Raw genomic sequence first — 24,388 nt, 5'->3', positions numbered from 1 at the left:
GCCCCCATGACCGCGCGCAGAACTCCATCACTGGCTGTGGCAGCCATGGCGACCGTTGCGGTCGTCGGGCTCGCAGGATGCACGCCCGGCTCTGACGCGCCGGTGCAGTCCGAGCAGCCCCAGGGCGAGGTCTCGACCGACGTCGCCTCGATGGGCGACGTGACGCTGAGCGTCTGGGACCAAGAGGTCCGCGGCGGCCAGAACGCGCAGATCGAAGCACTCAATGCCGCGTTCGAAGACGAGTACCCGAACGTCACGATCGAACGCAACTCGCAGTCGTTCGACGACCTCGTGACCACCCTCAGGCTTGCCATCTCGAGCGACGATGCTCCCGATGTGGTGCAGGTCAACAATGCACGAGGCACGATGGGGCAGTTCGTCTCCGGCGGCCAGATCCTCGACCTCTCGGCGTATGCAGAGGCATACGGATGGGCTGACCGGTTCGACGAGAGCGTGCTTGCCTACTCGAGTTACACCGACGACGCGACCGGCTTCGGCGAAGGCAGCGTCTACGGGCTGCCGCAGGTCGGCGAGATCGTCGGCGTCTTCTACAGCAAGGAGCACCTGGCTGACCTCGGCATCGAGGTGCCGACTGACCTCGACTCGTTCGAGGCTGCGATGCAGGCCTCGCTGGAGGCCGACGTCACGCCGCTGCTGCTCGGCAACGTCGAGCAGTGGCCCGCGGCGCATGTGTTCGGCCCCATCCAGGGTGCGCTCGCCGCACCCGAGGACGTCCGCCTTCTCGGCTTCGGCAATGATGGCGCGACGTGGCAGACGCCCGAGAACCTCGAGGCGGCAGAGACTATGGCCGACTGGGGTGAGCGCGATCTCATCGACCCCGGAGCCAACGGCACCGACTACGACGCAGCGTGGCATGCGCTTGTCGAAGGCGAGGGCACATTCCTGATGGGCGGCTCGTGGCTCGCCGCCGACCTGGCCGACGCCATGGGGGACGACGCGGGCTTCTTCACGCTCACTGAGACGACCACGGGCGGAACAGGGGTGCCGTTCTCGGTGACCAGCGCATCCGATGCTCCCGATGCCGCCGCCGCCTACGTCGACTTCATCACGAGCGAGAAGGCCATGCAGGTCATCGCCGAGAACGGCGGGCTTCCGGCCTTCGGCTCGAGCGCCCTCGCCCCTGAACAGGCGCTGCTGCAGGATGTCTATGCCGCCTACGAGACGACCACGCAGAGCGGCCAGCTGCTGCCGTACCTCGACTACGCGACGCCCACGTTCGGTGACACGATCGGGGCGGCTCTGCAGGAGCTCATCGACGGGCGCATCAGCGCAGAAGAGTTTCTCGAGCGCCTGGAAAGCGATTACGCAGACTTCACCTCCTAGATGAATCGAGCCTGGCTGTACCTTGCACCTGCGCTGGTGCTGTATGCGGCATTCCTGCTGTATCCGATCGGGCGCACGGTGCAGCTGTCGCTCTACGACTGGGACGGATCGACGCTCGCGACGTTCGTGGGCTTCGACAACTACGCTGCGGTCTTCGCCGATGCGGGGCTTCGGGCATCGTTCGGCCATGCCTTCGTGCTGGTGTTCTTCTTCGCCGTGCTGCCGACCCTCCTGGGGCTGGTCGCTGCCGCCGTGCTCTCGCGTGCGAAGGTCTGGGGCCTCGGCATCGCCCGAGTCATCATCTTCCTGCCGCAGGTCATCGCGATGGTGGTCGTGGCAGTCGCCTGGCGGCAGATCTACGCGCCCGACGGATACCTGAACCGAGCGCTGGAGGCCGTCGGCCTCGGCAGCCTCGCTCGCCCGTGGCTCGGCGACTACGACTTCGCCCTGATCGCCGTGGGTCTCGTGGGCACGTGGATCAGTACGGGCCTTGTCACGGTGCTGCTGATGTCGGGCATCTCGCGCATTCCGCAGGAGCGCTTCGAGGCGGCACGGCTCGACGGCGCCGGGCCGGTGCGAGAGTTCACCTCGATCATCGTGCCCGCAGTTCGCGCTGAGATCACCGTCGCGCTCACGCTGACGATCATCGCGTCGCTGAAGACCTTCGACCTGGTCTACGTCATGACCAGCGGCGGCCCGGGGACACAGACGACGGTGCCCAGCTACGAAGTTTTCAAGCTGGCGTTCGAGCAGGGTGCGGTCGGGGCCGGAGCCGCGGTCGGCGTCACGCTCACTGCCATCATCTTCGTCATCGCGATGATCGTGAATCGCATCGGCGACCGCGCTGAGGTCGAGCAGTGAGGGTCGGGCGACTCGAGGTCGCTGCAAACTACGCCCTGCTCGCAGTCTTCGGGCTAGCGGTGCTGGGTCCGATTGCGATCATCCTCATCACGGCCGTCAGTCCTGCCAACTTCGCCGACGCCCAGGCAGGCTGGTTCCATCCCGAGAACTTCGCGACGGCCTGGGTCGAGGGTCGATTCGGGCAGTACCTGGCCGCGTCGATCTCTGTCAGTCTCACGGTCGTGGTGATCTCGTCGGTCGCATCGGTGCTGGCGGGGTATGCGTTCGGCACGATGCGCTTCAAGGCGTCGGGCGTGCTGTTCTATGTCTTCCTCGCGGGCATCATGGTGCCGAGCGAGGCGATCATCATTCCGCTGCACTACGACCTGCGCACCTTCGGCCTGACCGACACGCTCTGGGGCGTCGCCCTGCCGCAGATCGCTCAGTCCATCGCGTTCGGAACGTACTGGATGCGCGCGTACTTCAGGGCCGCGCCCCGCGAGCTCATCGACGCGGCGCGCATCGACGGGGCCGGCAGCTGGCGCACGCTGTGGCAGGTGCTGCTGCCGCTCGCCAGGCCAGCGATCACGACCATGGTCGTGCTCACCTTCATGTGGACCTGGAACGAGTTCCTGATTCCGCTGGCGATGTCGCCGACCGGCGCGTATCGCACGGCACCCTTCGGCCTCGCGCTGTTCCAGGGGCAGTACACCGAGGGAACAGCGCTGCTGGCCGCCGGAGCAGTGTTCGTGGCGCTGCCGGTCGTCGTGGTCTACGCGATCCTGCAGCGGCACTTCATCCGCGGCATGCTCGAAGGAGCAGTGAAGGGCTAGCGTCCCTCGGTCTCGTCGGCGTCTTCTGTCAGCTCGTCGATCTGCGCGGCGGCGGATGCGTCGGCTGCGGCTGTCGGCGTCATGCCGCGGCCGCCGGCCGGGGCAGTGGGCGACTTGCCGAAGTGGTCGTCGAGGTGCTGCAGCAGCTCGTCGAACTGCGCAGCCATCTCCTGTGCGCCCTCGCCGGGCCACACGTGCAGCGGTCGTGCTGCTCCCTGGGCCTGCTGCATCGAGGTGCGCTCTGGCAGCACGATGTCGAGCACGAGGGGGCCGAACATGTCTTTCAGCTCCTGGATGCGGTACTGGTGCTCGAGCGACTGCGGACGCGCGCGGTTGACCACGATGCCAGCGGGCTGCAGACGCTGCGAGAGTCCGCGGCGGATCTCTTCGATCGCGCGCAGGGCACGGTCGGCAGCTGCAACGGAGAAGAGGCCGGGCTCAGTGACGACGAGCACACGGTCGGATGCGGCCCACGCGGTGCGCGTGAGTGCATTCAGGCTGGGCGCGCAGTCGATCAGCACGAGGTCGTACTGTGACTCGACAGTCGCCAGCGCGGTCTCGAGACGCCAGATCTCTTTCAGCGTCGGGTGAGGGCCGTCGAAGTTGATGGCAGACGGGCTACCGATCATCACATCGATCTTGCCACCGTGCCCGGCTGTCCAGCCGGAGGGGACAATGGCCTGCTCGACGATCTTGTCTTTGGGATTCGACAGAACGTCAGCGACGTTGAGTCGCCCTGTCACGTCGATGTCCATGCCCGTCGAGGCGTCAGACTGCGGGTCGAGGTCGACGACAAGGGTTCTGAGACCCTTCGCGAACGCCGCGGACGCAAGGCCCAGCGTGACGGTCGTCTTGCCGACGCCACCTTTCAATGAACTCACTGATACTACGTGCACGGGTGCAACTCTACCGCGACTAGGGTGGAACGCAGCACAGGCCGTGCCGATGCGGGCTATGCGGAACCCTCCCAGTCCTAATACACCGAGGAGCACCGTGTTTCAGAAACTTCTGGTCGCCAATCGCGGAGAAATCGCGATTCGTGCCTTCCGAGCAGCCAACGAGCTGGGCATTCGAACAGTGGCGGTGTTTCCTCATGAAGACCGAAACTCCCTCCACATCCAGAAGGCCGATGAAGCCTATGAGATAGGCGAGGAGGGGCACCCCGTCCGCGCGTACCTCGACATCGACGAGATCATCCGGGTCGCCAAGCACGCAGGCGCTGACGCGATCTACCCGGGGTACGGATTCCTCTCGGAGAACCCCGATCTCGCCCGCAAGGCAGCCGAGGCGGGCATCGCGTTCGTCGGCCCCCGCGCCGAGGTGCTCTCGATGGCCGGCAACAAGGTCACCGCGAAGGATCACGCACGCAGCGCCGGCGTGCCCGTGCTGCGGTCGACGGTCGCCACGACCGATCTCGACGAGCTGATCAGCGGCGCCGACGAGATCGGCTTCCCGGTCTTCTGCAAGGCGGTCGCCGGAGGAGGCGGCCGCGGCATGCGCCTTGTCGAGAAGCGCGAAGACCTTCGCGATGCCCTCGAAGCGGCCATGCGCGAAGCAGACAGCGCATTCGGCGACGCCACCATGTTCATCGAGCAGGCGGTGCAGCGGCCAAGGCACATCGAGGTGCAGATCCTCGCCGACGGCACGGGCGAGACCGTGCACCTGTTCGAGCGCGACTGCTCTGTGCAGCGCCGTCACCAGAAGGTGGTCGAGCTGGCTCCCGCGCCGCACCTCGACGAAGACGTGCGCCAGGCCCTCTACCGGGACGCCGTCGCATTCGCGAAGTCGATCCAGTACGAGAACGCAGGCACGGTCGAGTTTCTGCTCGACACCGAGGGGGAGCGCGCGGGCGAGCACGTGTTCATCGAGATGAACCCGCGCATCCAGGTCGAGCACACCGTGACCGAGGAGATCACCGACGTCGACCTCGTGCAGTCTCAGATCCGCATCGCAGCCGGCGCGACGCTGGCAGAGCTCGGGCTCGAGCAGGACCAGATCCAGATGCACGGTGCGGCTCTGCAGTGCCGCGTCACGACCGAGAATCCCGCCGACGGGTTCCGCCCCGACATCGGGCGCATCACGGCATACCGGTCGCCGGGCGGCGCAGGCGTGCGACTCGACGGCGGAACGATCAACCCGGGTGCCGAGATCAGCCCGCACTTCGACTCGATGCTCGCCAAGGTCACGTGCCGCGGCCGCGACCTCGAGACGGCGATCGGCCGCGCCCACCGCGCTGTGAGCGAGTTCCGCATCCGCGGCGTCGCGACCAACATCCCCTTCCTGCTGAACCTGCTCGAGAACGACGACTTCGTCGCAGGCGACGTCTCGACGCACTTCATCGAGGACCACCCCGACCTGACGAGCATCCAGGCTCCCCGTGACCGCGCATCCAAAGTGCTCTCCTGGCTCGCTGACGTCACCGTGAACCAGCCGCACGGGCCCGCTGACGGCGTGATCAACCCGGTGACGAAGCTGCCCGACAGCAGCGTGCTCGAGCAGCCTGTGCAGCCCGGTGCCCGGCAGCGTCTGCTCGAAGTGGGCCCGGCGGAGTTCGCGGCCGAGCTTCGCAGGCAGGATGCCCTCGCGGTCACAGAGACGACGTTCCGAGATGCGCACCAGTCGCTGCTGGCGACGCGCGTTCGCACGAAAGACCTCGTCGAGGTGGCTCCCTATGTTTCGCGCATGACGCCGCAGCTGCTCAGCGTCGAGGCCTGGGGAGGGGCGACCTACGACGTCGCGCTGCGCTTCCTCGGCGAAGACCCGTGGGAGCGACTGGCGAAGCTGCGCGAGGCGGCTCCGAACCTGAACCTGCAGATGCTGCTTCGCGGTCGCAACACGGTCGGCTACACGCCGTACCCGACCGAGGTGACGAGTGCATTCGTGCATGAGGCCGCCGCGACGGGAATCGACGTGTTCCGGGTGTTCGACGCGCTCAACGACGTCTCGCAGATGCGGCCGGCGATCGACGCCGTGCTCGAGACTGAGACCACGGTCGCCGAGGTCGCGCTCTGCTACTCGGGCAATCTGCTCGACCCGGCAGAAGACCTCTACACGCTCGACTACTACCTGCGCCTTGCCGACGAGATCGTCGAGGCCGGCGCACACGTGCTCGCCATCAAAGACATGGCGGGACTCCTGCGTGCAGGCGCTGCCAGCAAGCTCGTGAAGGCGCTGCGCGATCGGTTCGATCTGCCCGTGCATCTGCACACGCATGACACAGCGGGCGGCCAGCTCGCGACGCTGTTCGCGGCCGCAGAAGCCGGTGTCGACGCAGTCGATGTCGCATCCGCCCCCATGTCGGGCACCACGAGCCAGCCGTCGATGAGCGCGCTCGTCGCAGCCCTCGCCGACACCCCTCGCGACACCGGCATCGACCTCGCCGCAGTGGGCGACCTCGAGCCGTACTGGGAGGCCGTGCGCCGTCTGTACAAGCCGTTCGAGTCGGGGCTGCCGGCTCCGACCGGGCGCGTCTACCACCACGAGATTCCGGGCGGGCAGCTGTCGAACCTGCGGCAGCAGGCGATCGCACTCGGCCTTGCCGACCGCTTCGAGGACATCGAGAACTGGTATGCCGAGGCGTCTCGCATCCTGGGACGCCCGACCAAGGTGACGCCGTCGTCGAAGGTCGTCGGAGACCTGGCGCTGCAGCTGGTTGCGAAGGGCGCAGACCCAAAGGACTTCGAAGAGAACCCCCAGAAGTACGACATCCCCGACTCGGTGGTCTCGTTCATGGCCGGCGAGCTGGGCGATCTTCCAGGCGGATGGCCGGAGCCGTTCCGCACGAAGGTGCTGGAGGGTCGTGAGGTCAAGCTGTCAGAGACCGAGCTGACTGGTGAGCAGCGCACGCGCCTCGCCGAGCCCGGACGCGACCGCCAGGACGCGCTCAACGAGCTGCTCTTTCCGGCGCCGACGAAGGACTACGCGTCGACGATCGCGCAGTACGGCGATCTGTCGGTCGTCGACACGATCGACTACCTCTACGGCATCAAGCAGGGCGAGGAGCACTCGGTCGGCATCGGCAAGGGCGTGCTGCTGCGCGTCGGCCTCGAGGCGATGGGCAAGCCCGACGAACAGGGCATGGTGACTGTCATGACCGTGCTGAACGGCCAGCTGCGCCCCGTCTACGTTCGCGACCGCTCGGTCACGGTCGTCGAAGAGACCGCCGAGCGTGCCGACGCGGCCAACCCGAATCACATCGCAGCCCCGTTCGCCGGCGCCGTCACGGTGCAGGTCGAAGAGGGTGCAGAGGTCGAGGTCGGCGGCACCGTCGCGACGATCGAGGCCATGAAGATGGAGGCCGGCATCACCAGTCAGGTCGCAGGCGCCGTCACGCGCTTGGCGTTCACCGGCACCAGACAGGTCGAGGCGGGCGATCTGATCGCCGTCATCACAGGAGGAGACAAGCAGTGACGCATTTCGAGCTGGCCGTCATCGGCGCAGGCAGCGGCAACACCGTGCCGGGCCAGAGGTGGAAGGGGCGCGATGTCGTGCTCTTCGACGACGGCGAGTGGTTCGGCGGCACCTGCCTGAACCACGGCTGCATTCCGACGAAGATGTTCGTGCGCGTTGCCGACATCGTGCACGAGGCGCAGCAGCATGGCCTCGGGCTGCTCGGCTCGGCGCCGAAGGCCGACTGGGGTGCCGTGCAGTCGCGGGTCTTCGACCGCACGAATGCGATCTCGCTCTCGGGCGAGGCATGGCGCGACCGCACGACCAGGCTCGTGCGCGAGACGTCAGCGCTCGTCGACGACCACACGATCGTGACGGCCTCTGGAGAGACCTTCACGGCAGACAAGGTGGTCATCGCCGCCGGTTCTCGAACGCGATCGCTCGACTGCGAGCACGACCCCCGCGATGTGCTCACGAGCGACTCGGTGATGCGCGTCGACCAGCTTCCCTCATCGCTGGTGATCATCGGATCCGGAGCCGTCGCTGCCGAATTCGCTCACATCTTCGACGGATTCGGCACACAGGTCACGGTAGCCGCTCGCCGCGGCCGGATGCTACGCCGTGAAGACGAGCTGGTGTCGCAGCGCTTCACCGAGCTTGCCGAGCAGCGCTACCGGCTGCTCAAGGACGTCAGCCCCGTCTCGATCGAACGCGCCGACGGCGGCCTGCGCACGACCTTCGACGACGGCACCGTCGTCGAGAGCGACGCCGTGCTGAACGCGACCGGCCGCATCCCGAACACCGACCGCGTCGGAGCCGGGATCTTCGACACGCACGACGACGGCCGCCTCGTGACCGACGATGCGCTGCGAGTGCAGCGAGACGGCAAGCCCGTCGAGCACGTCTACGCGCTGGGCGATGTGACCAGCGGATTCGGGCTCAAGCACGTCGCGAACCACCAGGCGCGCGTCATCGAGGCTCGCCTGGCAGGCGAAGACGCCCGTGACACGCTCAGCCCGGTGCCTGCCGCGACTTTCGCGGGGCCAGAGGTCGCGAGCTTCGGCATGCGCAGCCAGGACGCACCCGACGATGCGGTCGTGGTCACGCGCGACTACGGATCGACGGCCTACGGATGGGCGCTCGAGGACTCGTCGTCGTTCCTGCGGCTGGTCGTGTCGTCGGCAGGTGAGCTGCTCGGCGCCCACATCATCGGTCCGCACGCCAGCATGCTGCTCCAGCCGCTGGTGCAGGCGGCATCCGTAGGAGCGCGCATCCAGGGGCTCGCACGCGGCCAGTACTGGCCGCACCCGGCGCTCACCGAGGTGATCGAGAACGCGCTGCTTGAAGCAGAAGACCTGCTGCAGGGAGAGGGCTGACCGTGGCGGTGCGAGAGATCCGAGTGTTCGGCGACCCCGTGCTGAGAACAGCCGGTGAGCTCGTCGACCCTGCCGCCCCCAGCACAAAAGCCCTCGTCCAAGACCTGCTCGACACCGTGCAGCTGCCGGGCCGGGCAGGAGTCGCCGCGCACCAGATCGGTGTTGCGGCGCGGGCGTTCAGCTACCTCGTCGACGACCGGCTGGGCTACGTGCTCAACCCCGAGCTGGTCGAGACCAGGGGAGAGGTGCAGGAGATCGACGAAGGCTGCCTCTCGGTGCCCGACCTCGGCTTTCCGACCCCGCGCTTCCCGTGGGCGCGAGTCGTCGGAGTCGATGCTGACGGCAATCGAGTCGAGCTCGTCGGCGAGGGCCTGATGGCGCAGATGCTGCAGCACGAGTGCGCGCACCTCGACGGCCGCCTCTACATCTCGGCCCTCGAGAAGCAGAACAGGGTGCGTGCGATGGAAGCCATCCGCAACGCACCCTGGTTCTGAGCGCTTCCCCGATCGGGGCCCGGCTACAGCGAGATGCCGCCCGGGTTCTCCTTGTTGTAGAGCGAGTCGATCTCGGCCGAGAAATCCTTGACGATGTTGGCTCGCTTGATCGACATCTTCGGCGTCAGGTGGCCTGAGGCCTCTGTGAAGCTCACGGGCAGCACGATGAACCTGCGGATCGACTCTGCTCGAGACACTGCTTCGTTGCCCTTCGCGACGGCAGCCTTGAGCTCTTCGACGACCTTCGGGTGCACCATGGCGTCTTCGACCCGCATGTTCTCGTCGAGGCCGTTGTTGGCGAGCCACTTCGGCATCATCTCGGTGTCGAGCGTGACGATGGCGCCGATGAAGGGCTTCTGGTCGCCCACGACGACGACCTGCTCGACCAGGAGGTTCGAGCGGATGGGGTCCTCGAGCTGCGTCGGCGAGATGTTCTTGCCGCCCGCCGTGATGATCAGCTCCTTCTTGCGGCCCGTGATCGTCAGGTAGTCCTCTGCATCGAGCTGGCCGATGTCGCCGGTTCTGAACCAGCCGTCTTCGGTGAACGCCTCAGCGGTCGCCTCGGGGTTGTTGTGGTACTCCTTGAACACCGGAATGCCTGACACCTCGATCTCGCCGTCCTCGGCGATGCGGAGACCGCCGCCGGGCAGCGACGGGCCGACGGTGCCGATCTTGAACTTGCTGGGAAGGTTCACGGTGATGGGCGCTGTCGTCTCAGTCAGGCCGTAGCCCTCCAGGATGCGCAGGCCGAGCGAGCGATAGAAGTGTCCGAGGAAGAGGCCGAGGGGAGCTGAGCCCGAGACCGCGTACTGGGCACGGCCGCCCAGCGCCTTCTTGAGCTTGCCGTACACGAGCACGTCGTAGAGCTTGAAGGCGAGTGCAAGGCGAAGCGGCACCTTGCCTGCGTCGAGCGCCTTGGAGTGCTCGACTGCGACCTCGACGGCGCGGCGGAAGATCTTGCCCTTGCCGCCGCCTTCTGCCTTCTGCTCTGAGACGTTGTAGACCTTCTCGAGCACGCGCGGCACCACGAGGAGGAAGGTCGGCTTGAAGGATCCCAGCGACGGCACGAGCTGTGTCGTGTCGGGCTGGTGGCCGACCTTGACGCCGCCCTCGATCGCGAGCACGGAGATGAAGCGAGCGAACACGTGCGCGAGGGTGACGAACAGCAGGGTCGAGGCGCCGGGTGAGACGACTTCCTTCATGACATTGGCGGCGTTGCGCGACAGGTCAGCGAAGTTCGAGTGGGTCAGCACGACGCCCTTGGGCTTGGCTGTCGACCCGGAGGTGTAGATGATGGTCGCGACGTCGGAGCCGCCTGCAAGACCGCGGCGACGCTCGATCTCGGCATCGTCGACGTCGGCACCGAGTGCGGTGAGCTCTTCGACGGCGCCATTGCCGATGACCCAGGGCTCGTGGCGCAGCTGGCTGCGCGTGCTCTCGGATGTGCCGTCGAAACGCTCCTTGAGCTCGTCGGACTCGACCAGGAGGAATGTCGATCCGCCGTCAGAGAGGATCCATTCCATCTGCGACGACGAACTTGTCTCGTACACCGGAACCATGATCGCTCCGGCGTAGTGCAGCGCGAAGTCGATCAGCGACCACTCGTAGCGCACGCGGCTCATCAGGCTGACGTGCTCGCCGGGCTCGACGCCGGCCGCGACGAAGCCCTTGGCGACGGCGATCACCTGCTCTTCGAACTCGCGGGCGGTGATGTCGCTCCACTCGTCGCCGTTCGGAACGGCGAACAGCGGCGAATCGGGTGTCTTCTGCACGCGCTCTCGCAACAGATCGGCGATGTTGCCTTCAGGTCTGACGTCTACGACGGTCGGACGGATTCCTGCAGCTGACACTTCGGCTCCTTTGCGCTGGGACATTCGTCCCGATTCTACTCACGAATGGAGTGCGCTGTACGCTTTGGGCTGGAGGTTCACCATGTTCTACTGGCTGATGAAGCACGTCTTCATAGGACCGTACTTCGACACAGTCTTTCGACCGTGGGTCCTCGGCGACGAGAATATCCCGAAGCAGGGCGGCGTCATCATCGCGGGCAATCACCTCAGCGTGATCGACTCGTTCGTTGCGCCGCTGGCCATCGACCGACGCGTATACTACCTCGCGAAGTCCGACTACTTCACGGGCCGCGGGCTGCAGGGTCGGCTCATCAGCTGGTTCATGCAGGCCGTCGGCCAGCTGCCGATCGATCGCTCCGGCGGCAAGGCGAGCGAGGCATCCCTCAACACTGCGCTGAAGGTGCTCGGCCGCGGCGACGTGCTCGGCATCTACCCCGAGGGCACCCGCAGCCCTGACGGCAAGCTCTACCGCGGCCGCACGGGCGTTGCGCGCATGGTGCTCGAGGGCAGAGTGCCCGTCGTGCCGTGCGTCGTGATCGACACCGAGCGCGTCATGCCTCCGGGCAAGGCGATTCCCCGCGCCGCGCGCATGGGCATCATCTACGGCAAGCCGCTCGACTTCTCGCGCTACTACGGCATGACCGGCGACCGCTGGATCCTGCGCTCGATCACCGACGAGATCATGTACGAGATCAACCGACTCGGCGAGCAGGAGTACCTCGACGTGTACGCCACGAGCGTGAAGTCGCAGATCGAGGCTGAGCGCAAGGCCGAACTGGAACAACGCAAGGCCAAGCGGCGTTAGGCTAGGAGGATTGACGAATCTCGTCAGCCTTCTCACACCTAGGAGCTGTCAGTGAACGACTTCACGCCTGCCACGCACACGTCTGACACGATTGCTGGCCTCGACGCGTATCGTTCGATGCCGATCAAGCAGCAGCCTGCGTGGTCGGACGAAGCCGAGATCTCGGCCGTCCGCGACGAGATCGCCGGCCAGCCCCCGCTCGTGTTCGCGGGCGAGGTCGACAGGCTCCGCCGTCGCATCGCCGAGGCGGCCGACGGCAACGCCTTCGTGCTGCAGGGCGGCGACTGCGCAGAGACCTTCGCAGGCGCGAACGCCGACAACATCCGCAACCGCGTCAAGACGATCCTGCAGATGGCCGTCGTGCTCACGTACGGCGCATCTGTGCCGGTCGTCAAGATGGGCCGCATGGCCGGTCAGTTCGCCAAGCCGCGCTCGAAAGACACCGAGACTCGTGGCGACGTGACGCTGCCGGCATACCGCGGCGACGTCGTCAACGGCTTCGAATTCACGGAGGAGTCGCGTCGAAACGACCCGCAGCGCATCCTCCGCGGCTACCACATGGCTGCTTCGACCCTGAACCTCGTGCGTGCATTCACGACCGGTGGATTCGCCGACATCCGAGAGATCCACTCCTGGAACAACGGATTCGCGGCCACGCCGGCCATGCGTCGTTACGAGAACGTCGCGAAGGAGATCGACCGTGCGCTGCGCTTCATGGCGGCCACGGGAACCGACTTCGACAGCATGAAGACGGTCGAGTTCTTCACGGGCCACGAGGGCCTGCTGATGGACTACGAGCGTCCGATGACCCGCATCGACTCGCGCACCGGCCAGGCGTACAACACGTCGAGCCACTTCCAGTGGATCGGCGAGCGCACACGCGACCTCGACGGCGCGCACGTCGACTTCTTCTCGCGCATCCGCAACCCCATCGGCGTCAAGCTCGGACCCACGACGACGCCCGAGACGATGAAGGCGCTGGTCGAGAAGCTCGACCCCGAGCGCGAGCCCGGTCGTCTGACCTTCATCACGCGCATGGGCGCCGGCAAGATCCGCGAGGCGCTGCCGCCGCTGCTCGAGGCTGCGAAAGAGCTCGAGTCGAAGCCCCTCTGGATCACCGACCCGATGCACGGCAACGGCATCACGACGGCGAACGGCTACAAGTCGCGCCGCTTCGATGACGTCGTCGACGAGGTGCGCGGCTTCTTCGAGGCGCACCGTGCAGCCGGCACCTACCCGGGCGGCATCCACGTCGAGCTCACCGGCGACGACGTGACCGAGTGCCTCGGAGGCTCCGAGCACATCGACGAGACCGACCTCGAGAGCCGCTACGAGTCGCTGTGCGACCCGCGACTCAACCACATGCAGTCGCTCGAGCTTGCGTTCCTCGTCGCAGAGGAGCTGCGCGCGCTCTAGCGTGAGGCGACTCTGACCGGGCGAGCCCAGGCTTGCTCGGTCAGAGCTGCTCGCTCGGTCAGAACTCGCCCTTGATGGTGACTTCAGAGCCCTCTTCGAGCTCGGTTCCGGGCTCGGGCGTCTGCTCTTCGACGTTGAACGCGCTCCACAGCCGCTCGACCGAGATGTTCGTGTCGGTGACGACGGTGAAGCCGAGAGCCTCGAGGGTCTCGATCGCCTCGTCGAAGCGCATGCCCACGACATCCGGCATCGTGACCATCGGCGGGCCGGTCGAGACGATGAGCGTGATGGTCGAGCCTTCGCGAATGGCGCCGTCAGGGCGCTGCACCTCGATGATGGTGCCCTCTGCGACGTCACGCGACTCGCGCTCTTCGACGTTCACGTCGAGGCCGACCGCTGAGAGCGCGCCGCGTGCCTCGTCGGCGTCTTGACCTGCCTGGGCGGGGATGCCGCCGAGCGAGACGATGTATCCCATCTTTGTGCGCTCTTCGAGCTCGTCTCCGGGTGCGAAGGGTGTGCGGTCTTCGAGCAGTCCGAGATAGACGCCACCGCGCTCGACGTCGCCGTTGAAGCGCCTGTCGACGAACTCTGACTCGAAGACGAACCCGGCCTCTTCTATTGCTGCCTGTGCCTCTGTCTCTGACATGCCGGCGGTGAGATCCGGGGCCTCCAGCTGCTGACGTCCGGACGACACCGTGATCGTCACGACCGTGTCGGTTGCGACCGATGCGCCGGGACCGGGATCTGTCGAGAGGATCTCGCCCGGTGGCGTGTCGTAGTCCGGCTGCTCGACGCGTTCAGGCGCAGCCTCGAATCCGGCGGCAGCCAGCTCAGACACCGCCTGTTCGTAGGTCTTGCCGGCGAGATGGGGCATGTCGACTCGAACGCCGGGCCCGATGGCGAACCACCAGCCGGTCGTGCCGAGCAGCGCCGCGACCAGCAGCGCAGCGATGAGCCAGAGCGGCCCTCGGCGGCGCCGTGCGTCTGATTTGCGCGTCATGGCGGCGACCGCACCGGGCACGACCTCGGCGGTTGTCGTCGGGTGCGAGGCGTGGGCCACCGGTCCGGCGACGGGCTGGTGGGCGATCGTCTGCGCCTGGGTGTCGGCGGCGCGCAGCACGAGCGTGTGAGACTGCGCGTCGACACCCCGCCCCGCGCGGACCTGCTGCACCTGTGCGAGCATCTCGCCCGCATCCGATGGTCGGTTGTCGGGCTCGCGCTGCGTCGCCCACTCGACGAGCAGATCGAGGCTGAGCGGGATGCCCGGCTCCATCGAGGAGGGCGCCGGCACCTGGTCGTTCGCGTGCTGGTAGGCGATCTGCATGGGCTGCTCGCCCGTGAAGGGCTGCTTGCCGGTGAGCATCTCGAAGAGCATGATGCCGACCGCGTAGATGTCGCTGCGCTTGTCGGCCTGCCCGCGCGTGACGAGCTCGGGGGAGAGGTACGCGATCGTGCCGAGCAGGGCCTTGCCGGTTGCGGTGTTCGCGCTGGCCGCGCGGGCCAGGCCGAAGTCGCCGATCTTGATGCGGCCGTCGTTGGCCAGCAGGATGTTCTCGGGCTTGATGTCGCGGTGCACGAGCTCGGCGCGGTGTGCGGCCGAGAGGCCCGCGAGCACGGCTTCGGTCACCTGCAGCGACTGCTCGGGGGTCATGGCGCCGTGCTTCAGGAGGTGGTCTCGAAGCGTGATCGACGGGACGTTCTCCATGATGAGATAGGCGACTTCGCCACGGTTTCCCTGGTCGTACACGTTGACGACGTTCGGATGCGAGATGCGTGCGGTGGCCTTGGCCTCCTGGATGAACCGCTCGCGGAACTCCTGGTCGTCGGCGAGGTGCGGGTGCATCACCTTGATGGCGACCGTGCGATCGAGACGTTGGTCTTCAGCCTCGTACACTGTGGCCATTCCGCCGCGGGCGATGCGTCTGCCGACGGCGTATCTGCCGTCGACCACGCGCCCGATCAGCGGGTCGGTCATGTCATTGCTCACGTGAAGAGTGTAGGAACAAGGTCTGGGAGTGTGCCACAGGCGCACCGTGGCACAATGAGAATGTGCATTCTTACACTACGTGGCTCACACTGAGCGAACTCATCGAACGAACCGGCCTCTCGCACAATCAGGTGCGCAGGCTCATCGAAGACGACGTGCTTCCGGCGGTCAAAGACGGCAGCGAGCTGCGTGTTCCGGGCGCGTTCCTCGACGGCGACAGCCCTCGCAACGACGTTCGCGGCACAGTCACGCTGCTGCTCGACATCGGATTCAGTCGTGCTGAGGCGATCGACTGGATGCTGACAGCAGAGGACTCCCTGGGCACATCGCCCATCGAAGCCCTTCAGCAGGGGCGCAAGGCAGAGGTGCGCCGCGTGGCTCAGGCCCTCGCCTGACGACCTGCTTCGCGCATCCGCCTACGACGTGCGGGTGGTGACGCTCGACGCAAGCCGCTCGAGCTCGAGCACGCTGGACCGAGAGAAGTCGCCGTCGTGCAGCGACTCGAGACCCTGCCCGACGGCACGCTCGATCATGTGCTCGACGCGGTCGACTGCACCCGATGAGCGCACTGCGTCTTGCAGCATGCCCACCTGACGCCCGTCGAGCTCGGGGTCGCCCAGCAGCTCGTCGACCAGAACGCGCACGTTCGTCGGCAGCTTCTGGCGTGCGAGCTCGATGAGCACGGTTCGCTTGCCCTCGCGAAGGTCGTCGCCGGCCGGCTTGCCCGTCTGCTCGGGGTCGCCGAAGACGCCGAGCAGGTCGTCGCGCATCTGGAACGCGACTCCGATCGGCAGGCCGTACCCGCCGAGCGCCTCGAGCTGGGCATCCGCTGCCCCTGCGATCGTCGCGCCGAGCAGCAGCGGCTCCTGCACCGAGTACTTCGCCGACTTGTGGATCGCGACGGTCTGCGCGCGCTGCAGCAGCAGCTCGGGATCCTGTCGGATCCAGGCGGCCTCTTCGAGCACGTCGAGGTACTGGCCGAGCGTCACCTCTTCGCGCATGCGACGGTAGGCGTCCATCATCGCGCTGCCGTGCTCGATCTCGCGCGATGCGTCGAGCATGAGGCCGTCAGCCCAGTTGAGCAGCAGGTCGCCGAGCAGGATCGCCGCCGATCGCGACCACCGTGCCGGATCGCCTGCCCATTCTGCGTCGCGGTGCATGCCCTCGAAGCTCTTGTGGGCGGATGCGCGGCCGCGGCGGGTGTCGGAGTCATCGATGATGTCGTCGTGCACCAGGGCGGCGGCGTGGAAGAGCTCGATTGCAGCGGCGGCCTTGACGACAGGAGGGAACCCGGGGTCGATCTCGCTGCCGGTGGTGTGGTGGGCGCCTGGCTTGGCCGCGACTACCGACTGCCAGCCCCAGTAGACGAAGCCGGCGCGAACCCGCTTGCCGCCTGCGAGGAGGGCTGCGGCCTCGTCGCTGAGGGCGCTCAGCTCGGGCGCGATCTGCGTCATCTGAGTCTTTCGCTCGGCGACGAACGCCTTCAGGACCTCATTGACGCGCATGGCAAAGCGATTCGAACTGGACACCTTTTCAGTCTAGTGAAGGTGTGGCGTAGAATTGACGTCACGCCCGCCTAGTGATTGGAAGCTGCATGCCACTGTCTGAAGAGGAACAGCGCCTGCTCGACGAGATGGAGCGCAACCTCTACAAGCGCGAAGCCGACACTGTCTCGGTCTCGACGGGGCCGCGCACGGTCAACTACACACGTGTGGCCATCGGCCTGCTCATCGTGCTCGTGGGCCTCGGCATCGTGCTGGCCGGCGTCGCCACCAAGCTGATCGTCATCGGCGCCGTCGGATTCGTGGCAGCCGTCGCCGGGCTCGTCGTGGCATTCAGTGCTTCGAAGCCCGCAGCCGAGTCTGACGCCGAGAGCGGCGGCAAGGCCGGCGCATCGGGCAGCTCAGGCGGCAAGGCGAAGACTGGCTCCTCGTTCATGGACCGCATGAGCGACGAATGGGACAAGCGCCAAGAGCGCGACTGACGCCCACAACTGGCTGAAGCGCCCAGCGAGCATCTGCTCGCTGGGCGCTTTTCTGTGCCCGAAAGTGTCGCGGATCGCCAGTTCTGCTCCAAACTCCTCCACCAGGCGAATACTGGGCGGAACACGCCCATTCTCAGAATTTGTGTAGGTCTGTGGCGCAAAGTGGAGTAAAGTGGCGCACACGTAGACGGCTGTGAGCAGAAGGGAGGCCGACATGCTGCTCGGCACGCACTCCCCGAAGCTCGACGAGAAGGGCCGAGTCATCCTCCCGGCGAAGTTCCGCAGCGAGCTCGACTCGGGCATCGTCCTCACTCGCGGGCAGGAGCGCTGCATCTACGTGTTCAGCGCTGTCGAGTTCGAACGAGTGCACGAGCGCATCCGCCAGGCGCCGATGACGAGCCCTGCCGCCCGTGACTTCCTGCGCCTCTTCCTCTCGGGCGCATCGAACGAGCAGCCCGACAGCCAGCACCGCATCCCGGTGCCTGCCAACCTGCGCGACTACGCGGGGCTGAAGAAAGACCTCACGGTCATCGGCGTGGGCGACCGCGCTGAGATCTGGGACACCGAGACCTGGAACGACTACTACACCGAGCGTGAGAGCGCCTTCGCATCGCAGACCGAGGAGGTGATTCCCGGCATCTTCTGATCTCGGACTGTGACCCTCAGCTGCAACGCGAAGCACCTTCCCCGGCGGCGCGCTGCGGATGAGGATCAGGGTTCGAGAAGCCGGTTCACATGAAAGCCGCAGACCTGCACACACCTGTTCTCCTCGACCGATGCATCGAGCTGCTCGAGCCTGCCGTCTCGGTGCCCGGCGCCGCCGTCATCGACGCGACACTCGGCATGGGCGGCCACTCAGAAGCCCTGCTCGAGCGCTTTCCCGACCTGCACGTGATCGGCATCGACCGCGACCCCGACGCCATCCGGCTGGCGGGGGAGCGGCTGGCCCGATTCTCCGATCGCGTCACGTTCGTGCACGAGACCTATGACGGCATCGACGCTGCGCTCGAGGCTGCCGGGCGAAAGCGAGTGCAGGGCGTGCTGTTCGATCTCGGCGTCTCGAGCCTGCAGCTCGACGCGGCCGAGCGCGGATTCGCATATTCGCGAGACGCACCCCTCGACATGCGCATGGACCAGACCGGCGACGTGACTGCAGCGAGCATCCTGGCTGCTCAGTCGGCGAGCGAGCTGGCCCGCATGTTCCGCGACTACGGCGACGAGAAGCTGGCCAAGCGCTACGCAGACGCGATCGTGTCGGCGCGGGCGGTCGAGCCGCTCGAGACCAGTGCGCAGCTCGTCCAGGTGCTGCAGGATGCGACACCGGCCAAGCTGAAGAACGCCGGCCACCCGGCGAAGCGCGTCTTCCAGGCGCTGCGCATCGCGGTCAATCAAGAGCTCGATGTGCTCGCGGCGGCGCTGCCGGCAGCGCTCTCGGCGCTCGACCAGGGCGGGCGCATCGTCGTGATGGCCTACCAGTCGCATGAGGACCGCATGGTCAAGCGCGTGCTGCGAGACGCGTCCACGTCGACCGCTCCTGTGGACCTGCCCGTCGACCTTCCGCAGTTCGCGCCCGACTTCTACCTGCTGACGCGGGGAGCCGAAGTCGCCGACGAGCAGGAGCAGCAGCGAAACCCCAGATCGATTCCGGCCCGACTCCGGGCCGCAGAACGAGTGCGAGACGAGAGGAGCCACGCATGAGCACAGCAGCCCTCCGGCAGCGTGATGCAGAACGCGACGTCGAAACAGGCTCCGAGCGAGCCGAAAAGCCCGGTCTGCGGGCCCTGCCGCGCTGGCGACCCCGCAGCGGCCCGAAGCTCATCCACGGCGCCGTGGCACTGGCAGGGCTTGCCGGCATCGTCATTGCCCAGCTCGGCGTCTCGGTCGCACTCGCAGACGGCGCCATGGAGGTCAAGGACATCCAGACGCAGACGTCAGAGGCGAAGCTGCACCAGCAGGCGATGAGCGAGCAGCTCGCAACGCTCGAGTCACCGCAGCAGCTTGCCAGCACGGCTCAGGGGCTCGGCATGGTCTCGAGCGAGCAGCAGCACTTCATCTCGATGGCCACCGGCGAAGTCACGGTGGGGGCGGATGCGCCGAAGCAGACCGCGCAGGCACTCAACTCGGGCGGCCTCCTTTATGTGCCGAATGAGCTTGTGCAGTCGCAGGTGCAGCTCGATGACGCCACCGGCAAAGCAGCCCTGGCAGCTCAGCAGGAGCGCGAGGAGCAGGGGTACCCCGGCATGCTGGAGCCTGTTGAGGGCGTGGCAGCCGATGACTAGCGCCGACTGCAGATAACGTTGCCGCATGGCTCGGCGAGGGACTTGGAACATTCGTCGATCGACTCGTCTTCGGACGACGCTGGTCGGCGTGCTCATCGTCGCGCTCGTGAGCGTGTTCATCGTGCGGCTGGCCGACATCCAGGTGGTGAATGCGGCGCAGCTCAACGAGCAGTCTGATGAGCGCAGGACGAGCACGCAGGTGCTCCACGGCGCACGCGGCGACATCGTCGATGCCAACGGAACCGTGATGGCGACCTCGGTCGACCGCTGGGCCGTGACGATCTCGCCGATGCACACGCGTGACATCGAACTCGAAGACGGCACCACGATCACGGTCGGACAGATGCTCAAGCAGCTCGGCGAGATCACCGGCCAGGACCCGAATGCGCTGGCGGCAGCGCTGCAGGCCGAGACCGACAAGGACGCCGAGTCGAACTACCTCGTGCTCGCGACCGGGCTAGACGTCGAGCAGTACGAGCAGGTGCGGCAGATGCGCACCGACTGGCAGCTGCCGTACATCGACCTCGAATCGAGGCCGGAGCGCACGTATCCGCTCGGGTCTGTGGGCGGCAACGTCATCGGCTTCGAAGGCACGTACGGCGAGTCTCTCGCAGGGCTCGAGCTCATGCAGGATGCATGCCTCGCGCCCACAGACGGATCGCGCTTGGCTGAGGTCTCGCCCGACGGCACCGAGATCCCAGGCACTGTCCGCGTCGACCAGCCGGCCGTCAACGGCGGCACGCTGCAGCTGACGATCGACTCCGACCTGCAGTTCTCGACGCAGCAGATCCTCGCGCAGTATCAAGAGGACTTCGGCGCCAGGTCTGCCACAGCCATCGTCCTGCGCAAGGACGGCACAGTCGCGGCCATCGCGGAGACGCCGACAGTCGACCCCAACAATCCGCAGGCCATCGATCCGCAGTTCAGAGGTGCACGCACCTTCACGAACGCCTACGAACCCGGTTCCACGCTCAAATCTGTGACGCTCGCCGCCATGATCGATCAGGGGCATGTCGACGTCGAAGACGAGTGGACGGTTCCCTGGCAGTACCAGCAGGGCCCCGTCGTGCTGAACGACTCGTTCGTGCACGGCGACATGCCGTGGACCACGACCGGGATCCTCGCGAACTCCTCCAACGTCGGCATGGTCACGATGGCAGAGGGCTTCGACCGCAGCATCCTCTATGACTACTTCGCAGACTTCGGCTTCGGCGAGACGAGCGCTATCGAGTTCCTCGGCGAGCAGCCAGTCCAGCTTCGCGACCCCGCGACACTCGACGACCAGACCACGGCGAATCAGATGTTCGGCCAGGGCATCGCGGTGACGCCCATACAGATGGCCAGCTCCTACCTGCCGTTCGCGAACGAGGGCAAGCGTCCTCCCGTGCAGCTGGTGTCGGGATGCACGAACCAGGAGGGCGAGACCGCTTCGCCCAAGGTCGGTGACCCGGTGCAAGTGCTGAAGCCCGAGACCGCGTCTGACATGAACGAGATGATGGAGGTCATGGTCAACGAGTCGAGCCAGGACTTCGGCATCGACGGCTACCGGATCTCCGCCAAGACTGGCACTGCCGAAGTGGCTTACCCCGATGGCAGCGGGTACGATCCCAACGCGTGGATCATCTCGACGACGGGTGTGTTTCCGACTGACGAGCCCGAGTACGTCGTGCACGTCATGATCGAGTACCCCATCCCCAGCATGCGCACGACCGGAGCGGTCGGTGCCTTCCACGATATTGTGAACCTACTCATTCGACACGACAGCATCCCTCCCAGCACCACTGAGCCGAGCGACCTCGACGTCGAATGGTGAAGACCGAAAGGATTTCCATCTTGGAGAGCGCAGCTCCCTCTTCGCTGAGGCCCGAGCATCAGCCCAGCCGTTCGCTCGCGACACTCGTCGACGACTTCGATCTCGACGTGCACGGCGACCCCGACGGCGTTGAGGTCAGCGGCATCACGGTCGCCTCGAACCAGGTGCAGCCGGGCGACATCTTCGTCGCACTGCCGGGTGCTCGCACGCACGGCGCCAAGTACGCACCCCAGGCCGCCGAGGCAGGAGCAGTGGCGATCGTCACTGACGAGGCCGGGGCCGCCCAGCTCGACCTCAGGATTCCCGTCATCACACTCGACGAGCCCCGAGCAGCCCTCGGAGGACTCGCATCGTGGGTGTACCGCACAGCGGAGCGAGCGCCGAAGCTCTACGGCATCACCGGAACGAACGGCAAGACGTCGACCGCATTCATCCTCGAATCGCTGCTGCGCAACCTCGGCTTCGAGACCGGACTGTCGACGACTGCAGAGCGGCACATCGGCGACGAGGTCTACTCGAGCGCACTGACCACGCCCGAGGCCAGCGAGCTGCACGGCATGATCGCGCGCATGAGTGAAGAGGGGGCCCGTGCCGCGGTGCTCGAAGTCAGTGCCCAGGCGGTCGAGCGCCACCGCATCGAGGGCATCCGCTTCGAAGTGGTCGGCTTCACGAACCTCAGTCACGACCACCTTGACGACTACGGTTCGATGGAGGCGTATTTCGAGGTGAAGCTCGACCTGTTCACCCCTGACCGCGCTGAGCGCGGAGTTGTGTGCGTCGACACGGTCTGGGGCGAGCGCCTCGCAGAGGAGACGCGCATCCCCATCACGACGTACTCGCTGAATCGAGCCGAGCGCGCCGACTGGACCGTCGAGATCTGGGACCAGACCGCAGACTTCACATCGTTCACCCTGACGGGCCGCGACGACAGGTCGATCGAGGTCACGATTCCGTTCATCGGAACACACATGGCCGAGAACACGGCGCTCGCCATCCTGATGCTCGTCGAAGACGGCTTCGAGATCGATGCGATCACCGAGGCCATCGACCGCGGCATCCGCAACGCCATCCCGGGTCGCCTCGAGCGAGTCTCCGGCGACGAGGGGCCTCGTGTGTTCGTCGACTACGGCCACAGCCCCGACGCGTTCGAGCAGACACTGAAGGCGCTCAAGCACGTCTCCGAGGGCCGGGTCATCATGGTCTTCGGCGCCGACGGCGACCGCGACAAGACCAAGCGTGCCGACATGGGCCGCATCGCCGGCCGCCTCGCCGACTTCACGGTCGTGACCGACTACAACCCGAGATTCGAAGATCCCGTGGCGATCCGCCAGCAGATCCTCGAGGGCATCGCCGAGATCGACGGCGCCGAGTACATCGAGGTCGCACCAGAAGAAGACGCGATCCGAGCGGCCGTCGAGCGCGCCGAGCGCAGCGACACGATCGTGTGGTTCGGTCCCGGCGAGGTCGACTACCGCGAGGTCAAGGGCGTCGACGAGCCGTTCAGCGCACGAGAAGAAGCACGCCGCGCACTCATCGAGGCCGGGTGGCCGGCATGATGCCGATGACCGTGGGCGAGATCGCTGCGGCGATCGGCGGCACGCTGCACGGAGCGGCGGATGCGCTCATCACCGCGAGCGTCGAGACCGACTCCCGAGAGGTCGGGCACGGCAGCGTGTTCATCGCGATGCCCGGCGAAGAGACCGACGGACACCGGTTCATCGACAGCGCCGTGAGCGGCGGAAGCGCGCTGGTGATCGCGGAGCGCGCGATCGACGGGCTCACGGTTCCGCACATCGTCGTCGACAGCGGCCTGCGCGCATTGGGTGCGCTTGCGGCCGAAGTCATCCGACGACGTCGCGAAGCGGGCGACTTCACGGTCGTCGCCGTCACTGGCTCGAACGGCAAGACCACAACCAAGAACATGCTGCAGCAGCTACTCGGCCGCCACGGCAGCACCATCAGCCCCATCAAATCGTTCAACAACGAGGTCGGCGGGCCGATGACGATGCTCCGCACGGCTCCCGAGACGCGCTATCTCGTGCTCGAGATGGGTGCGTCGCACGTCGGCGACATCGCGTCGCTCGTGTCGATGTCGCACCCCGACATCGGGGTGGTGCTGAAGGTCGGGCTCGCGCACGCCGGCGAGTTCGGCGGCGTCGAGATGACCGAGCGCGCGAAGAGCGAGATGGTCACTGACCTGGCTCCCGAGGCTGTTGCGATCCTCAACAGCGACGATGACCGCGTGCGGGCGATGCACTCGAAGACACAGGCATCGGTGCGCTTCTTCGGAACCGACGCCGGCGCGCCTGAGGTGCTGGGCGCATCCGCATTCCTGCAGGCGACCGACATCGAGACGACGCTCGACGGCACCGAGTTCACGCTGCTGGCAAGGGGCGACGAGATCGAGGTCTCGATGCGCATCCTCGGCGAGCACCACGCCATGAACGCACTCGCGGCGCTCAGCGTCGTCGATGCCCTCGGCCTCGATGTCGCGCAGGCTGCGACCGATCTCGGCGAGCTCGCTCGCGCAGAGCGCTGGCGCATGGAGCTGCTGCGTCCGGCAAGCGGCGCGATCGTCATCAACGACGCCTACAACTCGAGCCCTGACTCGGCTCGGGCGGCGCTGCAGACCCTCGCGCACCTCGGCCGCGAGTCCGAGCGCACCAGCTGGGCTGTCATCGGCGAGATGGCAGAGCTCGGCAGCCACTCGGCCGAAGAGCACGACCGCCTGGGCCGACTCGTCGTGCGCTACGGAATCGAGAAGCTCATCGCTGTGGGGCCCGCGGCCAAGCCCGCGCACATCGCAGCCGAGGCCGAGTCATCGTACGGCCAGGACACCGTGTACGTTGAGACTGCCGAAGAGGCGGCCGAACTGCTCACAGGCATCGGAGACGATGACCTGGTGCTCGTGAAGTCGAGCCTGTCGGCCGGCCTCAAAGACCTCGGCGACGCCATCGGCGAAGCGAACGGAGACTGAT

At 66.5% G+C, this 24,388-nt stretch carries 20 protein-coding genes; 16 read left to right on the top strand and 4 right to left on the bottom strand.

Going from position 1 to position 24,388, the window contains the following annotated elements; genetic code table 11:
* Nucleotides 1-6: 6 nt before the first annotated feature.
* Genes CZ674_RS09190 through CZ674_RS09180 form a run of 3 tightly spaced genes read left to right on the top strand, consistent with a single transcriptional unit; the run spans nt 7 to nt 3,017 of the window.
* Nucleotides 7-1,344, top strand: a complete 1,338-nt coding sequence (locus CZ674_RS09190; protein ID WP_086992226.1) for an ABC transporter substrate-binding protein — start codon at nt 7-9, stop codon at nt 1,342-1,344.
* The gene (locus CZ674_RS09185) at nt 1,345-2,205 is read left to right on the top strand and encodes a carbohydrate ABC transporter permease (protein WP_086992225.1); all 861 of its coding nucleotides are present in this window, start codon (nt 1,345-1,347) and stop codon (nt 2,203-2,205) included.
* On the top strand, nt 2,202-3,017 hold the full coding sequence (locus CZ674_RS09180) for a carbohydrate ABC transporter permease (protein ID WP_086992224.1): 816 nt from the start codon (nt 2,202-2,204) through the stop codon (nt 3,015-3,017). Before CZ674_RS09185 ends, CZ674_RS09180 begins: the two co-directional genes overlap by 4 nt.
* On the opposite strand, the gene CZ674_RS09175 is transcribed toward CZ674_RS09180, so the two are convergent.
* Nucleotides 3,014-3,913 (bottom strand): ParA family protein, encoded by a 900-nt coding sequence (locus CZ674_RS09175; protein WP_086992223.1) that lies wholly within the window; start codon nt 3,911-3,913, stop codon nt 3,014-3,016. The genes CZ674_RS09180 and CZ674_RS09175 overlap by 4 nt on opposite strands.
* A gap of 97 nt (nt 3,914-4,010) precedes the next feature.
* On the opposite strand from CZ674_RS09175, the gene CZ674_RS09170 reads away from it, so the two are divergent.
* The 3 genes from CZ674_RS09170 to CZ674_RS09160 are packed head-to-tail and all read left to right on the top strand — an operon-like array spanning nt 4,011 to nt 9,276.
* Nucleotides 4,011-7,427 (top strand): pyruvate carboxylase, encoded by a 3,417-nt coding sequence (locus CZ674_RS09170; protein ID WP_086992222.1) that lies wholly within the window; start codon nt 4,011-4,013, stop codon nt 7,425-7,427.
* Nucleotides 7,424-8,782 (top strand): FAD-dependent oxidoreductase, encoded by a 1,359-nt coding sequence (locus CZ674_RS09165; protein WP_086992221.1) that lies wholly within the window; start codon nt 7,424-7,426, stop codon nt 8,780-8,782. The genes CZ674_RS09170 and CZ674_RS09165 overlap by 4 nt, the downstream gene beginning before the upstream one ends.
* 2 nt (nt 8,783-8,784) lie before the next feature.
* The gene (locus CZ674_RS09160; RefSeq protein WP_086992220.1) at nt 8,785-9,276 is read left to right on the top strand and encodes a peptide deformylase; all 492 of its coding nucleotides are present in this window, start codon (nt 8,785-8,787) and stop codon (nt 9,274-9,276) included.
* Between the two features lie 23 nt (nt 9,277-9,299).
* Here the strand turns inward: CZ674_RS09160 and CZ674_RS09155 are convergent, their stop codons facing one another.
* Entirely contained in the window at nt 9,300-11,150 is a 1,851-nt protein-coding gene (locus tag CZ674_RS09155) for an AMP-dependent synthetase/ligase (protein ID WP_086992219.1), read from the bottom strand.
* Between the two features lie 58 nt (nt 11,151-11,208).
* Here CZ674_RS09155 and CZ674_RS09150 point away from each other — a divergent pair, with 58 nt between their 5' ends.
* On the top strand, nt 11,209-11,931 hold the full coding sequence (locus tag CZ674_RS09150) for a lysophospholipid acyltransferase family protein (protein ID WP_086992218.1): 723 nt from the start codon (nt 11,209-11,211) through the stop codon (nt 11,929-11,931).
* Nucleotides 11,932-11,982: 51 nt separating this feature from the next.
* Complete coding sequence (locus CZ674_RS09145) at nt 11,983-13,347, top strand: class II 3-deoxy-7-phosphoheptulonate synthase (protein WP_268802394.1); 1,365 nt, start codon at nt 11,983-11,985, stop codon at nt 13,345-13,347.
* Nucleotides 13,348-13,405: 58 nt separating this feature from the next.
* Here CZ674_RS09145 and pknB read toward each other — a convergent pair whose 3' ends face one another.
* Nucleotides 13,406-15,334, bottom strand: a complete 1,929-nt coding sequence (gene pknB / locus CZ674_RS09140) for a Stk1 family PASTA domain-containing Ser/Thr kinase (RefSeq protein ID WP_143244703.1) — start codon at nt 15,332-15,334, stop codon at nt 13,406-13,408.
* Between the two features lie 62 nt (nt 15,335-15,396).
* Between pknB and CZ674_RS09135 the strand changes: the two genes are divergently transcribed.
* On the top strand, nt 15,397-15,729 hold the full coding sequence (locus CZ674_RS09135) for an Rv2175c family DNA-binding protein (RefSeq protein ID WP_086992216.1): 333 nt from the start codon (nt 15,397-15,399) through the stop codon (nt 15,727-15,729).
* A 21-nt stretch (nt 15,730-15,750) separates the two neighbouring features.
* Here the strand turns inward: CZ674_RS09135 and CZ674_RS09130 are convergent, their stop codons facing one another.
* Nucleotides 15,751-16,863: a polyprenyl synthetase family protein gene (locus CZ674_RS09130; RefSeq protein WP_234988529.1), complete on the bottom strand. Its 1,113-nt coding sequence runs from the start codon at nt 16,861-16,863 to the stop codon at nt 15,751-15,753.
* Nucleotides 16,864-16,928: 65 nt separating this feature from the next.
* Between CZ674_RS09130 and CZ674_RS09125 the strand changes: the two genes are divergently transcribed.
* From CZ674_RS09125 to CZ674_RS09095, 7 genes are all read left to right on the top strand, one after another.
* Nucleotides 16,929-17,318, top strand: a complete 390-nt coding sequence (locus CZ674_RS09125) for a DUF3040 domain-containing protein (RefSeq protein WP_086992214.1) — start codon at nt 16,929-16,931, stop codon at nt 17,316-17,318.
* A gap of 214 nt (nt 17,319-17,532) precedes the next feature.
* Complete coding sequence (gene mraZ, locus CZ674_RS09120; protein ID WP_086992213.1) at nt 17,533-17,964, top strand: division/cell wall cluster transcriptional repressor MraZ; 432 nt, start codon at nt 17,533-17,535, stop codon at nt 17,962-17,964.
* A gap of 89 nt (nt 17,965-18,053) precedes the next feature.
* The gene (gene rsmH / locus CZ674_RS09115) at nt 18,054-19,016 is read left to right on the top strand and encodes a 16S rRNA (cytosine(1402)-N(4))-methyltransferase RsmH (protein WP_086992212.1); all 963 of its coding nucleotides are present in this window, start codon (nt 18,054-18,056) and stop codon (nt 19,014-19,016) included.
* On the top strand, nt 19,013-19,597 hold the full coding sequence (locus CZ674_RS09110) for a hypothetical protein (protein WP_086992211.1): 585 nt from the start codon (nt 19,013-19,015) through the stop codon (nt 19,595-19,597). Before rsmH ends, CZ674_RS09110 begins: the two co-directional genes overlap by 4 nt.
* Nucleotides 19,598-19,622: 25 nt before the next feature.
* Nucleotides 19,623-21,410 (top strand): peptidoglycan D,D-transpeptidase FtsI family protein, encoded by a 1,788-nt coding sequence (locus CZ674_RS09105; RefSeq protein ID WP_086992210.1) that lies wholly within the window; start codon nt 19,623-19,625, stop codon nt 21,408-21,410.
* A 20-nt stretch (nt 21,411-21,430) separates the two neighbouring features.
* Nucleotides 21,431-22,966 (top strand): UDP-N-acetylmuramoyl-L-alanyl-D-glutamate--2,6-diaminopimelate ligase, encoded by a 1,536-nt coding sequence (locus CZ674_RS09100; protein ID WP_234988528.1) that lies wholly within the window; start codon nt 21,431-21,433, stop codon nt 22,964-22,966.
* Complete coding sequence (locus tag CZ674_RS09095; RefSeq protein WP_086992329.1) at nt 22,963-24,387, top strand: UDP-N-acetylmuramoyl-tripeptide--D-alanyl-D-alanine ligase; 1,425 nt, start codon at nt 22,963-22,965, stop codon at nt 24,385-24,387. The genes CZ674_RS09100 and CZ674_RS09095 overlap by 4 nt, the downstream gene beginning before the upstream one ends.
* The last annotated feature ends 1 nt before the right edge of the window (nt 24,388 follow it).

The organism is Agrococcus casei LMG 22410 (genome assembly GCF_900163565.1).
Lineage (GTDB): Bacteria > Actinomycetota > Actinomycetes > Actinomycetales > Microbacteriaceae > Agrococcus > Agrococcus casei.
The sequence above is the reverse complement of the archived record's forward strand: the minus strand, read 5'-3'. Positions and strand labels throughout refer to the sequence as shown.

Bases quoted from the DNA above. Each gene is read 5' to 3' on its own strand.
- CZ674_RS09185 (WP_086992225.1), top strand. From the start codon at position 1,345: ATGAATCGAGCCTGGCTGTACCTTGCACCTGCGCTGGTGCTGTATGCG.
- CZ674_RS09125 (WP_086992214.1), top strand. From the start codon at position 16,929: ATGCCACTGTCTGAAGAGGAACAGCGCCTGCTCGACGAGATGGAGCGC.
- CZ674_RS09095 (WP_086992329.1), top strand. From the start codon at position 22,963: ATGATGCCGATGACCGTGGGCGAGATCGCTGCGGCGATCGGCGGCACG.
- rsmH (WP_086992212.1), top strand. From the start codon at position 18,054: ATGAAAGCCGCAGACCTGCACACACCTGTTCTCCTCGACCGATGCATC.
- CZ674_RS09105 (WP_086992210.1), top strand. From the start codon at position 19,623: ATGGCTCGGCGAGGGACTTGGAACATTCGTCGATCGACTCGTCTTCGG.
- mraZ (WP_086992213.1), top strand. From the start codon at position 17,533: ATGCTGCTCGGCACGCACTCCCCGAAGCTCGACGAGAAGGGCCGAGTC.
- CZ674_RS09155 (WP_086992219.1), bottom strand. From the start codon at position 11,150: ATGTCCCAGCGCAAAGGAGCCGAAGTGTCAGCTGCAGGAATCCGTCCG.
- CZ674_RS09110 (WP_086992211.1), top strand. From the start codon at position 19,013: ATGAGCACAGCAGCCCTCCGGCAGCGTGATGCAGAACGCGACGTCGAA.
- CZ674_RS09150 (WP_086992218.1), top strand. From the start codon at position 11,209: ATGTTCTACTGGCTGATGAAGCACGTCTTCATAGGACCGTACTTCGAC.
- CZ674_RS09190 (WP_086992226.1), top strand. From the start codon at position 7: ATGACCGCGCGCAGAACTCCATCACTGGCTGTGGCAGCCATGGCGACC.